We start from the raw sequence: 13,215 nt of genomic DNA, 5'->3' as shown, positions 1-13,215 counted from the left end.
AACTGAATATAGCAACTGTTAAGATTTAGCGATCAGTGACTGACCGGTCATTTCTTCTGGTTGTTCAACCCCTAGCAGTTCAAGTAGTGTCGGTGCAAGGTCAGCCAGTCTGCCGCCGCTTCTAAGCGTCACGTTTTTGTCCGTCAGAATGACTGGCACAGGGTTTGTTGTATGCGCCGTCATCGGCTGGCCGTCCAGCGTCACGACTTCATCTGAGTTCCCGTGGTCAGCTGTAATGATGGCACGGCCGCCAAGCTCAAGAATACGGTCAACCACTTCGCCAAGGCATTCATCAACCGCTTCAATCGCTTTGATGGTCGGTTCAAGCATACCGCTGTGTCCCACCATGTCCGGATTTGCAAAGTTAAGCAGAATCAGGTCAAGATCGCCTTTGTTAAGCTCTGCAATCAATGCATCCTTCACTTCATATGCACTCATCTCTGGTTTCAAATCATAAGTGGCTACTTTCGGTGAATCAATCAGCACGCGGCGTTCCCCGTCAAACTCATTATTGCGCCCGCCACTCATAAAGTAAGTGACATGCGGGAATTTTTCAGTTTCAGCGATTCTCAGCTGCTTCATCCCTTGTTTTGCGACAACTTCACCGATTGTATTCGCTAAATCTTCTTTCTCAAAGACAACGTCTGCTTTAACAGTGTCGCTGTATTTAGTGAAAGTGACGAAATTAACGCCTATTAAACGTCTGTCCATTTCGAAGCCGACAAACTCTTCATTTGTATAAACTTCTGATAACTGTGCAGCGCGGTCCGGTCTAAAGTTGAAGAAAATCATCGAGTCACCGTCATTTACACCCGTGTTCTCTGACCCTGCTTCAAAATCCTTGACGACAAACGGTACGATGAATTCATCAGTCACACCTGCTGCATAGCTTGCCCGTACTCCTTCAGCTGCTGATTTAAATTCCTTACCTTTACCGTAAGTCATCGCCTCATAGGCCAGCTGTTCACGTTCCCATCGCTTGTCACGGTCCATGGCATAATAACGGCCGGAAACAGAAGCAAACTGGCCGACACCTAGAGCTCTGAACTGTGCTTCTGTGTCTTCAATATACTGCAGTGCTGTTTCCTGTCCGACATCACGACCATCTAAAAAGGCATGGACATACACTTTTTCGACGCCCTGATTTTTAGCAAGTCTAAGCAGCGCGAATAAATGCTTGTAGTGGCTGTGGACACCGCCGTCAGAAAGCAGTCCCATGAGATGCAGCGTGCTGTTGTGCTCTTTGACATGCTTCATAGCGCGAACAAGCACTTCATTGTCAAAGAAATCGCCGTCTTCAATGGATTTATTGATACGTGTCAAACTTTGATAGACGACGCGTCCCGCTCCGATATTTAAATGACCGACTTCTGAATTTCCCATCTGACCTTCAGGAAGACCGACATCAAGACCAGAGGCAATCAGCTGATTGTGCGGAAATTCTTTGTAGTAGCGGTCAAAGTTAGGTTTGTTCGCCTGTGCCACTGCATTACCTGTCACTTCATCACGGCAGGCGAAGCCATCAAGAATAATAAGCGCTGTTGGTTGTTTCATTACTTAGCACCTTCTAACAGCTTTACGAATGAGTCAACTTCTAAAGAAGCGCCTCCTACTAGAGCACCGTCAATGTCTTCCTGCGCCATATATTCCTTGATGTTCTCAGGCTTAACAGAGCCGCCGTACTGAATACGCACCGCTTCAGCCGCTTCACTTGAGAAATCTTTCTCAACAACAGAACGGACAAATTTACACATCTGCTCTGCATCGTCGACTGATGAAGATTTACCTGTACCGATCGCCCAGATGGGTTCGTAGGCAATCACTGCTTGTTTCACCTGGTCTTCTGAGAACCCAGCAAGTGCTTTAGACACCTGGTCTCCTACGACCTGCTCAGCAGTGTTTGATTCACGCTCTTCTAACGTTTCACCGACACAGATAATCGGTGTCATATGATTATTGAACACAGCAAGTGATTTCTTGTTGACATCTTCATCTGTTTCATGGAAATATTGACGACGTTCAGAGTGACCAAGGACGACGTATTTGACGCCGAGGTCTTTCAGTGCTGCCGGGCTTGTTTCACCGGTAAAAGCACCGCTTTCTTCAAAATAGGCATTTTGAGCGCCGATATTTAAATTCGCCACATCAGCAGACACGAGTGCATCCAGTTGAATCGCCGGTGCACAGATGACTGTATCCATTTCTTCAGCAGCAGGTAATGCCGGCAGCTGATTGACGAAATCTTTTGCCTCTGCTACTGTTTTGTTCATTTTCCAGTTTCCTGCGATAATTGGTTTTCTCAATGTAAACACTCCTTAATTATTTGTCTGAAATTGCTTTGATGCCTGGTAGTTCCTTACCTTCAAGATACTCAAGTGATGCGCCGCCGCCTGTTGAGATATGCGTAAACTGGTCGGCAAATCCTAAGTCCATCGCTGCTGCAGCTGAATCGCCGCCGCCGATAATAGTAGTCGCATCCTGCAAGCCGGCAATCGCTTCACAGACACCGATTGTTCCTTGGGCGAAGTTGCTCATCTCGAATACACCCATCGGTCCATTCCAGACGACAGTTTTAGCGCCTGCAAGTTCCTTTTTGAACAGTTCGATTGTTTTCGGTCCAATATCCAGTGATTCTTGGTCTGCCGGAATTTCATCAACAGATACTTCAGTGATTTCTGCATCATTTGAAAATTCTTTAACAGCTTTGCCGTCGACCGGCAGCACGATTTTGCCTTCGCCGCGTTTAAGCAGGTCTTTCGCCAGCTCGATTTTATCTTCTTCCAGCAGTGAGTTTCCGACTTCCTTGCCTTGTGCTTTTAAGAAAGTATATGCCATACCGCCGCCGATCAATACTTTATCCGCAACAGTCAGCAAGTTTTCGATGACACCGATTTTATCTGAAACTTTAGCACCACCTAAAATAGCGACGAATGGACGTTCAGGATGTTCGACAACACCTCCGATGAATTTAATTTCTTTTTCCATCAGGAAGCCGGCAGCTGTTTCCAGATGAGACGCAATTCCGACATTCGATGCATGTGCACGGTGTGCTGTTCCGAATGCATCATTGACGAATACATCCCCTAAAGAGGCCCAGTACTTACCGAGCTCTGGATCATTACCGCTCTCTTTTTTGCCGTCTACATCTTCAAAACGTGTGTTTTCCACTAAAAAGACAGCGCCCGGCGTTAAATTGCTGACCGCTTCTTCCAGTTTTTCTCCGCGTGTTTCAGTGGAGAATCCTACTTCAGTTCCTAACAGTTCAGCTAAGCGGCGTGCGACAGGACGCAGTGACAGCTTTTTCTTGTCTTCTTCAGTCTTTACTTTACCTAAGTGAGAGAAAATGACCGGAATGCCGCCTTGCTCAACGATGTATTTAATCGTCGGTACAGCTTCCACAATACGGTTGTCATTTGTAATTTCGCCGTCTTTCATTGGCACGTTGAAATCTGCACGTACAAGCACCTTTTTATCTTTAAGTTGTAAGTCTGAAACAATCTTCTTCGCCATTTTGTATGCCCCCAGTTTAAATAGTGAATTATCATAAAAATAAGCGGGAGAAGCGTATCTTCTCCCGCTTACTCAATTAAGCAAATATTATTTAGCTTGAGCTTGCTTTGCTAAGTATTCTAATGTACGCACAAGTTGTGCAGTGTAACTCATTTCATTATCATACCATGCTACTGTTTTAACCATTTGGTGATCGCCGACTGTCATGACACGCGTTTGAGTCGCATCAAATAATGAACCATAAGTGATACCGATAACATCTGAAGAAACAATCTCATCTTCAGTATAACCGAATGATTCGTTAGTTGCTTCTTTCATCGCCTGGTTAATTTCATCAACTGTTACTTCTTTTTCAAGAATCGTTGTTAACTCAGTGATAGAACCAGTTGGTACTGGCACACGCTGTGCTGAACCGTCTAATTTACCTTTAAGTTCAGGAATAACTAAACCGATTGCTTTAGCTGCACCTGTTGAGTTAGGAACGATATTGTTAGCTGCTGCACGTGCACGACGGAAGTCACCTTTTGGATGTGGCGCATCCAATGTGTTTTGATCGCCTGTGAATGCGTGAACTGTCATCATTAAACCTTCAATGATGCCGAATTTGTCATGTAATGTTTTAGCCATTGGCGCTAAGCAGTTAGTTGTACATGAAGCACCTGATACGATTTCTTCTGAACCGTCAAGAACATCATGGTTAACGTTGTAAACTACTGTTTTTAAGTCGCCTGTTGCTGGAGCAGAGATCAATACTTTTTTAGCGCCTGCTGTAATATGAGCTTGTGCTTTATCTTTATCTGTGAAGAAACCAGTACATTCTAAAACAACATCGATGTCAAGATCGCCCCATGGAAGTTCTTCTGGTTTTGGATTAGAGAACGATTTGATTTCACGTCCGTTAACAAGGAAACCACCTTCAATAACGCGAACTTCTTCTTTGAAACGGCCTTGAGTTGTATCATATTTAAGTAAGTGAGCTAACATTTTGTCGTCTGTTAAATCGTTTACTGCGACAACCTCGATACCTTCCACTTCTTGTAGTCTTCTGAATGCTAAACGTCCAATACGTCCAAATCCGTTGATTGCTACTTTAACTGCCATGAATAATGGCCTCCTTTATTTCATTTAATATTTTAAAAGGTTTTAACTTTTAATAAATAACTGGCTACTGCTTCGTCTGTGATTAAAATGGTCTGAGCCGGTGCTATCTTTAAGTAAGCCTCGATGGCCTCTGCCTTGCTGCCACCACCTGCAACAGCAATAATATGCTGCTTATCAGGCAGGTCCTCAAGCTGCAGGCCGATAGTCCGCACCTTATGAATAATATTACCCGATTTATCGAAATAATAACCAAATGCTTCGCCTGCTGCCCGTTGTTCAACAAGCAGCGCCTTGACCTCTTCCGGTGTCGCACGACGGTCAGCCATCTTCATCGCATTGCCGATCCCGTGAACCACCACTTCAGCCGATTTCACCTGCTCCAGCACACGTTTAACTGACGGCTCCTGAACGAGACTGCGATAAGTAGCTTCGCTGACCAAGTCAGGCACATACAGTACTTCGTATGTTCCGCCGGTTTCGGCAGCCATGCTGGCGACAATACTGTTGGCCTGCTGCTGCATATGCTCACCGAGTCCACCACGTGCAGGAGTGAACTTCACACTGAAAGAGACCGGATTAAGATGCTCAGCGACACTTGCCATCGTCGAACCGCCCGTCACTGTCACCCCTATATCAGGCACTAAAATATCCTGCAGACATCGACTTGCCTCACTGCCGAGCTGGTCAGCCGCTGAGCTGTCGATATCTGAGTCACCTTTAACGACGATGACTTTTTTGAGGCGATAGAGCTCCTGCAGCTGACCGCTGACAGCAGTAAGATTGCCGTAGCTCTTCAAATAATGTGACAGCTGCTGCAGCACAAGTTCACCGTCAGACGTCACTGTCATACCTTTCGTATGAATCTCAATCAAATACTCATCCTTCAATATGTTAACCTCTGTCCGCAGCACGCGTTCCGTGAGATGAAGCTGCTCACTCAGCGCACGTCTGCCGATCGGCTGAAGCTGATATATAGTTGAGAGAATCGTGAATCTGCGATACATCTTTTCGATTAAATCAGGAATCAGTCGTTGCTGCACTGCAAGAATGTTATCCATAGACGTCCTCCCCGCAAACAAGAGCGACCCAACCGAGACGTTGAACGACCCGCACGGGACAAAAAAGTACTCTCGTTACAAATTCATGATAACAAGAGTACACTATTATTGCAAGAAATAACATTCATCTTTAAAGATATTTTGCCAATGCTTCAGTCACTGTCACGAAATCAATAATGCCTTCCTGGATGATTTCATCATGATACATAATGACCGGTACACGCAGCTGAAATCGTTCCAGCAGTAAATCATCTTCAGTGATGTTTACTGTGCGGTACGTGAAAGAAACATCTTCCTTGGCCAGTTCAAGCTGCAGCTTCGCCTCTTCACATAAGCCGCAGTTCGGCTGTGAGTACATCATCAGTTCAATCTTATTCATACGGTCCATCCCTCCTGAATTCATTAGCTCGTTCATTATTATACTTTATAACTTGACCCGTCATGCAGAGCAAGCAAATTTCAGATAAAAAAAGACTGCTTATTTAAAAGCAGCCGCATAACGCCCTCGGAGGGGATCGAACCCCCATCTTAAGAACCGGAATCTTATGTGTTATCCATTACACCACGAGGGCATGATAGTTTCTATTATAACCACTGTCTCGCTAAAGATAAATATGCAATTATACAATATTGTGGTTTTTATGATGTTTTCTATGTTTTATTTTAACTCATTCCGCGATTATCATATTATTTAAAGCAGATGAAGTTCTATCTTTTGACTATTTTTGACCAACCATAGTATATTATATTTAAACTTAACTTTAAGGAGGATTTATCAATGAATTTAATTCCTACAGTAATTGAAACTACAAACCGCGGCGAACGTGCGTATGATATTTATTCACGTCTCTTAAAAGACCGCATTATTATGCTTGGTTCTCAAATCGATGATAACGTTGCCAACTCAATCGTCTCGCAGTTATTATTCCTGCAGGCGCAGGATGCTGAGAAAGATATCTACTTATATATCAACTCACCAGGCGGCAGCGTCACAGCAGGCATGGCAATCTATGACACAATGCAGCACATTAAACCTGACGTTCAGACGATCTGTATCGGTATGGCCGCTTCAATGGGTTCATTCCTGCTCGCAGCCGGCGCTAAAGGCAAACGCTTTGCATTACCGAATGCAGAAGTGATGATTCACCAGCCACTCGGCGGCGCTCAAGGTCAGGCAACTGAAATCGAAATCGCTGCGCGTCACATTTTAAAAACACGTGAGAAATTAAACCGCATTTTATCAGAACGCACAGGTCAGCCGATTGAAAAAATCGAGAAAGATACTGACCGCGATAATTTCTTAAGCGCTGAAGAAGCGAAAGAATACGGCCTGATTGATGACGTGATGCATCCAACTGACGCTGCTAAGTAATGATGGTTCTGCTGACAGTAGTTATACTGTCAGCTTTTTTTACGGCAAATTTTACATTATGTTTACATTATCTATTCAATTAATTTACAAATTACTGATAGATTAATGATGTACTCATAAAATTTAGGAGGAAATTTTCCGTGAAAAATATGAACAAAGTTATTGCTTCGTCTGTAATAGCTGGACTGTTCCTGTCCGCGCTCCCAACAGCTTCCCCACTTCAGACAAAGACTGCCCAGGCAGCTTCAACGTGTAAAGTATCAGCTCAGCCGAAAAACGTCATCTTCATGATCGGTGACGGTATGGGACCATCTTATACATCAGCTTACCGCTACATGCAGGATAAACCGCAGACAAATGGTCTGGACACTGTTTCTTTTGATAGTTACTTATTAGGTGCGCAGCGTACAATCGCTGAAGATGATCACCAGAACATCACGGATTCTGCATCTGCTGCTACCGCTATGAGTTCCGGCGTTAAGACTTACAACAATGCCATTGCTGTCGATAATGATAAAACACCTGTTAAAACTGTGTTAGAGCAGGCCAAAACGGTCGGTAAATCAACAGGTCTGGTTGCCACTTCTGAAGTAACACATGCAACACCTGCTGCTTACGGTGCTCACGATGAATCCCGAAAAAACATGCCGGCGATTGCTGATGATTACTACGATGAAATGATCAACGGCAAACATAAAGTAGACGTCATCCTCGGAGGCGGTAAAGATTACTTCAAGCGTGAAGACCGCAATCTGATCAAAGAATTCAAAAATGACGGCTATAAATTTGTTGACAATAAAAAAGGATTACTGAAAGCTGCTTCTAATTCAAAAGATAAGCAGATTCTCGGATTGTTCTCTCCAGGCGGTATGCCTAAAATGATCGACCGGGATGCTAATATGCCTTCTTTACAAGACATGACTAAAACAGCAATCAAAAAATTAAACGCCAACAAAAAAGGATTCTTCTTAATGGTAGAAGGTTCTCAGATTGATTGGGCAGGCCATGCTAACGACGTGACCGGCGCTATGAGTGAAATGAGAGACTTCGACCTTGCTTTCCAGGAAGCGATCAACTTCGCTAAAACTGACTGCAACACATTAGTCATCGCTACAGCAGACCATTCTACCGGCGGCTTATCCATGGGTGCACGTGGTGAGTACAACTTCTTCGTAGAACCGATCAGACAGATGAAACATACACCTGAGTATCTTCGTGCACAGTTAATGAAAGATGGCGCTGATGTCGATAAAATTATTAAAGACAACATCGGCTTCCAGTTGACTGCTGCTGAATTACAGGCAATCAAAGATGCTGTAGCCGCTAAAAATGCTACTGCTATCGAAGATGCAATCGAACGCCCGGTTGATACGAGAAGTTATACAGGTTGGACTACAGGTGGTCACACTGGTGAAGATGTCAACGTTTACGGTTACGGTCCGGGAAGCACGTTATGGAGAGGCAATATGGACAACACTGACAATGCAAAGCGCATCTTCAAATTCTTGAAATAACATTTTATGCAGTATCAAATAAGTCTGGGACAGTCAGCTATTTGTTCCAGGCTTATTTACATGATTAAAGGAGCTTTCACATGAAATTGTTTATATACATAATGATGGCTGTTTTATTGACCGGCTGTGCTCAGACAGCGGGCAATCCATCAACTTCAATCAAAGACGGGCATCATCATCATGCATTTAAGGACGGTCAGACAATTGCGGTCGGCAAGGTGAAGACTTATCCCCTCACGAAGCTGAAAACGACGACTATTGATCATACTATCAAAGTGAAAGACAACGATACAATCATTTATACCGAAGATACAGGTCACGGCATCCCGACAAAGCCTGCCGGTGAAGGTCATACATTCCACGCTATTTTAAAAGTGACTTATAAACAGCTGAGCATGTATATGCTGGATGACGGCACTTTTGTGACAGCTGACCCGAAACATGTTGTCGTAACAGAGAAAGGGCATCACAGCAACAATTATCCCCAGTACAAAATGCATGAAGATGATGTCCACTATTTGAACAGCCTGGACAAAAAAGATGCCGACTATAAATCCTATAAGACGTATGCCCAGCAGTTTGGCCAGCGCCAGTATGATTATACGCGCGAAATGCTCATGCATACAGCTATCCATGCAGTGAATCATCAAACACCGAACAGCCTGGAAATACCGAAAGAATCTTTCCAGTCGTTTGAAGCTTTCAAAAAAGCTAAGTAATAAGACTCTCATCCCCTGAAATAAAAGAGTCTGTGGGCATCCACAGACTCTTTATTTTTTAAATTCAATATGTTCACCGTTTCTCAGTTTGTCGGCGATTTCATCTAGCTTCCGCAGGCGATGGTTGACTCCTGACTTTGAAATGACGCCGGTCGACACCATCTCTCCCAGTTCCTTCAAAGAGATGTCCTGATGCAGTACGCGCAGCCTCGCAATTTCACGCAGCCGTACCGGCAGTTCGTCAATACCGATCTCCGCATCGATGAATTCGATGTTTTCCACTTGCCGCATTGCTGCGCCGATTGTTTTGTTCAAGTTAGCCGTTTCACAGTTGACGAGGCGATTGACTGAATTTCTCATGTCACGGACAATTCTGACATCCTCAAATTTCAGCAGTGCCTGATAACCGCCGATCAAGCTCAGAAAATCAGAGATCCGCTCCGCTTCTTTCATATAGCTGATGTATCCTTTTTTACGTTCAAGTGTCTTTGCATTAAGTCCGTAATTATTCATCAGCTTCGTCAGATCACGGGAATGCTCTTCGTATAAAGAAAAAATCTCAAGATGATAAGATGATGTCTCGGGGTTATTGACAGAGCCCCCTGCCAGAAAAGCACCTCGTAAATAACTTCTCTTGCAGCAGTCATCTTGAATGAGCCGCTCGTCTATAGCGTGAAGAAAACTGCCTTCTACCAGTATGCCAAGTTCAGATAAAATAGCTTTGGCCCGTGTTTTAATACGGCATATGTAGACATTGTTCTTTTTCAGCTTCATCTTTTTTCTGACTAACAACTCAATTTCCACACCGAATATTTTCTTGATGAGCGAGAATACGCGTCTTGCAATCGCTGCGTTTTCCGACTGGACATTAATGACCCATTCTCTGTTCGATATGCTTAAATTACCATTCATACGGATCAACGCGGCCAGTTCTGCTTTGTTACAGCAGTCATCCGCTTCAATACGTGTAAGTTCATTTTTCATTTCAGATGCAAATGACACAGTTACTCTTCCTCTCTCTGAGTGACCTGAATCGTGCTTATCTCAGATAAAGCAAGCTCATAGATCATATCGGCCAGCACTACATTATTATGTCTGACCATGTAGTCTTTATTGACATGCACTAATTGATCGTTCGTGATCATCTCAATGCCCATCGATTTCACTTTCAATATATCACAGTTAACGAACGTTGAATGGCTTCTTGCATAGTTGGATGAAATCTTCTTGTTCAGTGTCTTATGGTTCGCGATGACAAACTGAATGAACGGTGCACCTACGTGCTTATGGATAGCTTCGATATGATCAGCCACCGAATAACCCGTCGATTCACCGGGCTGTGTCATAATATTCGCCACGTATAGTTTCTTCGCCTCACTGTCGAGCAGTGCCTGCGCCAGTTCATCGAGCAGCAGATTCGGAATGATGCTCGTATAAAGACTGCCCGGACCTAGAACAATCAAATCTGCTTCCAGCAGAGCAGTCACCGCTTCTGCCATCGGTTTGATGTTGGCCGGTGTCAGGAAGACACTGTCAATCCGCTTGTTTTTAAGTGGAATGAGTGACTCCCCGACTACAATCTCCCCGTCCTCCATAATCGCGTTTAAGATCGGACTTTTATTCGTCGACGGAATGACTGTCCCTTTCACATTCAAAATTTTGCTGAGTTCACGGACAGCGTGACCGAAATCACCTGTAATATCGGTCATGGCCGCCAGCATCAGATTGCCGACTGGATGGCCGCCTAATGTATCAGTATCAAAGCGATATTGAAACAGCTTCTCAAGCATCGGTTCAGCGTCACTGAGTGCCGCCAGAACATTTCTAATGTCTCCCGGCGCCGGAATGTCCATGACGTCCCTTATTCTTCCTGTACTACCGCCATCATCCGCCACAGTAACGATTGCTGTAATGTCTACAGGATATGCTTTTAATCCGCGGGCAAGCACTGACAGTCCGGTCCCGCCGCCGATCAGACATATTTTAAGTTGTCTCATGACTCAGTTTTCCTTCAATCATTGCATCTCTATGGCTTGTCGTCACTTCGAATTCAAAGAATTCCTTTAAATCGTGGCTGATTCTTTCTGCAAGTGCCACTGAGCGGTGCTGACCGCCTGTGCAGCCGATTGCGATGACGACTTGTGACTTCCCTTCTCTCATATAACCGGGAATGATGAACTTCAGTAAATCCATCAGTTTATTATAGAATATCGTCGTCTCTTTCCATTTCATGACATAGTCATAGACTGTTTCATCAAGTCCGGTCAGCGGACGCAGCGTTTCGATATAATAAGGATTCGGTAGAAATCTCACATCAAACACTAAGTCCGCGTCGATCGGTATACCATGCTTAAAACCGAAGCTCATCACGTTGATTCTGAAAATATCGGCTTTGCCTTGATTGTACTGCTCCATGATAAAAGCTCTCAGCTCTTTTGATTTCATATCCGTCGTATCAATTATATAAGAGGCGACGCCGCGAAGATCGGCAAGCAGCGTACGCTCATGGTGTATCGCTTCAAGCGGCGCCCCGCCGTCTGCCAGCGGATGAGTTCTTCTTGTTTCCTTATATCGTGACACCAGTACTTTATCCTGCGCATCAATGAACAGCACCTGCACAGCAATATCCGTTAAATTGATGATGTTCTGCAGTTCTTCTCTCAAGTTATCAAAGAAATCTTTCCCTCTTAAGTCGATGCCGATTGCTACGCGTGATAAAGACTGATGACCATCATGCATCAGTTCGATAAACTTCGGCAGCAAAATCGGTGGTAAATTATCCACACAGAAGTAGCCGAGATCTTCCAGACTTTGAATGGCTACGGATTTACCTGCGCCACTCATTCCTGTAACGACTACCAGCTTTTTCATTCCAACATCATTCATAGTCAGCCCCCTTGTCATCACTATCCATTTTACACGAATTCATAAAAATAGACACGCCCGTGCGGCGTATCTATTGTGCTTTACTAGCTATTTACTTTGTCATTGAGATGCTCGATGTAGTGCTGAGCATTTTGAGCTGCCAGACTGCCATCACCCGTTGCTGTGACAATCTGTCTGAGAGATTTGTTTCTGACGTCTCCCGCTGCGTAAATACCCGGGATTTTTGTTTCCATCTCGTCGTTTGTTTCGATGTAGCCCGCTTCATTAGTAATCCCTAGATCAACGAACGGTGCAGTAAGCGGCTGCATACCGATGTAGATGAAGACACCATCTGCCTGAACATCTGATTCTTCGCCGGCTTTATTGATCAAGGTAACGCTGCCTACTTTACCGTCTTTATCATTAATCGATTTCAATGTAGAGTTCCAGATGAAGTCTACTTTGTCATTTTTAAAGGCACGTTCCTGTAAAATCTTCTGTGCCCGAAGTTCTTCACGACGGTGGACGATGGTTACTTTGTCCGCAAACTTAGTCAAATAAACCCCTTCTTCGACCGCTGAATCTCCGCCGCCGATGACAATTAAGTTCTTCTGCTTGAAGAATGCGCCGTCACAGACCGCACAGTAAGAAACACCACGGCCGCCAAGCTCTGTCTCACCAGGCACACCGATTTTTTTGTACTCTGCACCGGTCGCGATGATGACCGCTTTGCCGACTAATTCCTTGTCTCCCAATGAAACGATTTTGTCGTCTCCTTCAACACGGACACTTTTAATGTCGCCGTATGCATATTCTGCACCGAACTTCTGCGCATGGTTAAACATTTTAGTGGATAAATCAGGGCCTGTGATCAAGTCGAAGCCGGGGAAGTTTTCAACGTCCGCTGTGCTGGCCATCTGGCCGCCCGGCATCCCTCTTTCGACCATTACTACAGATAAGTTTGCCCGGGCTGCATATAGTGCCGCCGTCATACCTGCTGGTCCAGCACCAATAATAATTACATCGTATTTCTTTATTTCAGTCATAATATCCTCCTTAAACGAATGTTCGTGAAT

13 protein-coding genes and 1 tRNA gene are annotated in these 13,215 nt (G+C 44.5%); 3 read left to right on the top strand and 11 right to left on the bottom strand.

Going from position 1 to position 13,215, the window contains the following annotated elements:
• Positions 1 to 18: 18 nt before the first annotated feature.
• From gpmI to KFV11_RS03040, 7 genes are all read right to left on the bottom strand, one after another.
• A complete protein-coding gene (gene gpmI, locus KFV11_RS03070) occupies positions 19 to 1,554 on the bottom strand; it encodes a 2,3-bisphosphoglycerate-independent phosphoglycerate mutase (protein ID WP_149458053.1) in 1,536 nt (511 codons plus the stop codon).
• Positions 1,554 to 2,303, bottom strand: a complete 750-nt coding sequence (gene tpiA, locus KFV11_RS03065) for a triose-phosphate isomerase (protein ID WP_254250329.1) — start codon at positions 2,301 to 2,303, stop codon at positions 1,554 to 1,556. The genes gpmI and tpiA overlap by 1 nt, the downstream gene beginning before the upstream one ends.
• Positions 2,304 to 2,319: 16 nt before the next feature.
• Positions 2,320 to 3,510, bottom strand: a complete 1,191-nt coding sequence (locus KFV11_RS03060; RefSeq protein ID WP_254250328.1) for a phosphoglycerate kinase — start codon at positions 3,508 to 3,510, stop codon at positions 2,320 to 2,322.
• Positions 3,511 to 3,597: 87 nt separating this feature from the next.
• On the bottom strand, positions 3,598 to 4,611 hold the full coding sequence (gene gap, locus KFV11_RS03055; RefSeq protein ID WP_149458050.1) for a type I glyceraldehyde-3-phosphate dehydrogenase: 1,014 nt from the start codon (positions 4,609 to 4,611) through the stop codon (positions 3,598 to 3,600).
• Positions 4,612 to 4,643: 32 nt separating this feature from the next.
• Positions 4,644 to 5,669: a sugar-binding transcriptional regulator gene (locus KFV11_RS03050; protein ID WP_149458049.1), complete on the bottom strand. Its 1,026-nt coding sequence runs from the start codon at positions 5,667 to 5,669 to the stop codon at positions 4,644 to 4,646.
• A gap of 130 nt (positions 5,670 to 5,799) precedes the next feature.
• Positions 5,800 to 6,048 carry a glutaredoxin family protein gene (locus tag KFV11_RS03045; protein ID WP_254250327.1) on the bottom strand — a complete coding sequence of 83 codons (249 nt, stop codon included), beginning with the start codon at positions 6,046 to 6,048 and terminating at the stop codon, positions 5,800 to 5,802.
• 121 nt (positions 6,049 to 6,169) lie between these two features.
• A tRNA-Arg gene (locus KFV11_RS03040) sits at positions 6,170 to 6,241 on the bottom strand.
• 206 nt (positions 6,242 to 6,447) lie between these two features.
• Here KFV11_RS03040 and clpP point away from each other — a divergent pair.
• The 3 genes from clpP to KFV11_RS03025 all read left to right on the top strand — a co-directional run bounded on the left by clpP (position 6,448) and on the right by KFV11_RS03025 (position 9,274).
• Positions 6,448 to 7,041 (top strand): ATP-dependent Clp endopeptidase proteolytic subunit ClpP, encoded by a 594-nt coding sequence (gene clpP / locus KFV11_RS03035; protein ID WP_149458024.1) that lies wholly within the window; start codon positions 6,448 to 6,450, stop codon positions 7,039 to 7,041.
• Between the two features lie 149 nt (positions 7,042 to 7,190).
• Positions 7,191 to 8,555 carry an alkaline phosphatase gene (locus KFV11_RS03030; protein WP_367305187.1) on the top strand — a complete coding sequence of 455 codons (1,365 nt, stop codon included), beginning with the start codon at positions 7,191 to 7,193 and terminating at the stop codon, positions 8,553 to 8,555.
• Between the two features lie 80 nt (positions 8,556 to 8,635).
• The gene (locus KFV11_RS03025) at positions 8,636 to 9,274 is read left to right on the top strand and encodes a hypothetical protein (RefSeq protein WP_149458023.1); all 639 of its coding nucleotides are present in this window, start codon (positions 8,636 to 8,638) and stop codon (positions 9,272 to 9,274) included.
• Positions 9,275 to 9,325: 51 nt separating this feature from the next.
• Here the strand turns inward: KFV11_RS03025 and whiA are convergent, their stop codons facing one another.
• The 4 genes from whiA to trxB all read right to left on the bottom strand — a co-directional run bounded on the left by whiA (position 9,326) and on the right by trxB (position 13,185).
• A complete protein-coding gene (gene whiA, locus KFV11_RS03020) occupies positions 9,326 to 10,276 on the bottom strand; it encodes a DNA-binding protein WhiA (protein WP_149458022.1) in 951 nt (316 codons plus the stop codon).
• A gap of 2 nt (positions 10,277 to 10,278) precedes the next feature.
• Entirely contained in the window at positions 10,279 to 11,271 is a 993-nt protein-coding gene (locus KFV11_RS03015) for a gluconeogenesis factor YvcK family protein (RefSeq protein ID WP_149458021.1), read from the bottom strand.
• Positions 11,258 to 12,160 carry an RNase adapter RapZ gene (gene rapZ / locus KFV11_RS03010; protein WP_149458020.1) on the bottom strand — a complete coding sequence of 301 codons (903 nt, stop codon included), beginning with the start codon at positions 12,158 to 12,160 and terminating at the stop codon, positions 11,258 to 11,260. Before rapZ ends, KFV11_RS03015 begins: the two co-directional genes overlap by 14 nt.
• Positions 12,161 to 12,243: 83 nt before the next feature.
• On the bottom strand, positions 12,244 to 13,185 hold the full coding sequence (gene trxB, locus KFV11_RS03005) for a thioredoxin-disulfide reductase (protein WP_149458019.1): 942 nt from the start codon (positions 13,183 to 13,185) through the stop codon (positions 12,244 to 12,246).
• Positions 13,186 to 13,215 lie beyond the last annotated feature (30 nt).

The organism is Macrococcus equipercicus (assembly GCF_024205945.1).
GTDB lineage: Bacteria > Bacillota > Bacilli > Staphylococcales > Staphylococcaceae > Macrococcus > Macrococcus equipercicus.
Note: the sequence above shows the minus strand (reverse complement) of the source record. Positions and strands in the feature narration are given on the sequence as shown.

Bases quoted from the DNA above. Each gene is read 5' to 3' on its own strand.
- gpmI (WP_149458053.1), bottom strand. From the start codon at position 1,554: ATGAAACAACCAACAGCGCTTATTATTCTTGATGGCTTCGCCTGCCGT.
- KFV11_RS03060 (WP_254250328.1), bottom strand. From the start codon at position 3,510: ATGGCGAAGAAGATTGTTTCAGACTTACAACTTAAAGATAAAAAGGTG.
- gap (WP_149458050.1), bottom strand. From the start codon at position 4,611: ATGGCAGTTAAAGTAGCAATCAACGGATTTGGACGTATTGGACGTTTA.
- KFV11_RS03050 (WP_149458049.1), bottom strand. From the start codon at position 5,669: ATGGATAACATTCTTGCAGTGCAGCAACGACTGATTCCTGATTTAATC.
- KFV11_RS03045 (WP_254250327.1), bottom strand. From the start codon at position 6,048: ATGAATAAGATTGAACTGATGATGTACTCACAGCCGAACTGCGGCTTA.
- clpP (WP_149458024.1), top strand. From the start codon at position 6,448: ATGAATTTAATTCCTACAGTAATTGAAACTACAAACCGCGGCGAACGT.
- KFV11_RS03030 (WP_367305187.1), top strand. From the start codon at position 7,191: ATGAACAAAGTTATTGCTTCGTCTGTAATAGCTGGACTGTTCCTGTCC.
- KFV11_RS03025 (WP_149458023.1), top strand. From the start codon at position 8,636: ATGAAATTGTTTATATACATAATGATGGCTGTTTTATTGACCGGCTGT.
- KFV11_RS03015 (WP_149458021.1), bottom strand. From the start codon at position 11,271: ATGAGACAACTTAAAATATGTCTGATCGGCGGCGGGACCGGACTGTCA.
- rapZ (WP_149458020.1), bottom strand. From the start codon at position 12,160: ATGAATGATGTTGGAATGAAAAAGCTGGTAGTCGTTACAGGAATGAGT.
- trxB (WP_149458019.1), bottom strand. From the start codon at position 13,185: ATGACTGAAATAAAGAAATACGATGTAATTATTATTGGTGCTGGACCA.